The following is a 216-nucleotide window of genomic DNA, read 5'->3' as shown; positions in this document are numbered from 1 at the left end:
TAATAGGTAAAGAATAGTACCAATTATAAATGAAATAACAACACTTATGATAAAACTGGTAACATATAAATTTCTTTTTGTATCAGTTTCTAAATTAGAAGAAAAAACTTTTGTTAATTGAACATCAAAACCTAATCTTGTAATAGCGAAGCCAATTACAATAAAAGTAAAGCAGTGTGTTACCAACCCAGAGGATTCAGAGCCAAATTTTATTAT

At 26.4% G+C, this 216-nt stretch carries 1 protein-coding gene; it reads right to left on the bottom strand.

Going from position 1 to position 216, the window contains the following annotated elements; genetic code table 11:
* The coding region (locus tag ACRHOC_RS15725; RefSeq protein ID WP_431159504.1) for a hypothetical protein at positions 1-216 on the bottom strand (216 nt) is incomplete at both ends.

The organism is Winogradskyella poriferorum (assembly GCF_050618035.1).
GTDB classification, from domain to species: domain Bacteria; phylum Bacteroidota; class Bacteroidia; order Flavobacteriales; family Flavobacteriaceae; genus Winogradskyella; species Winogradskyella poriferorum_A.
Note: the sequence above shows the minus strand (reverse complement) of the source record. Positions and strands in the feature narration are given on the sequence as shown.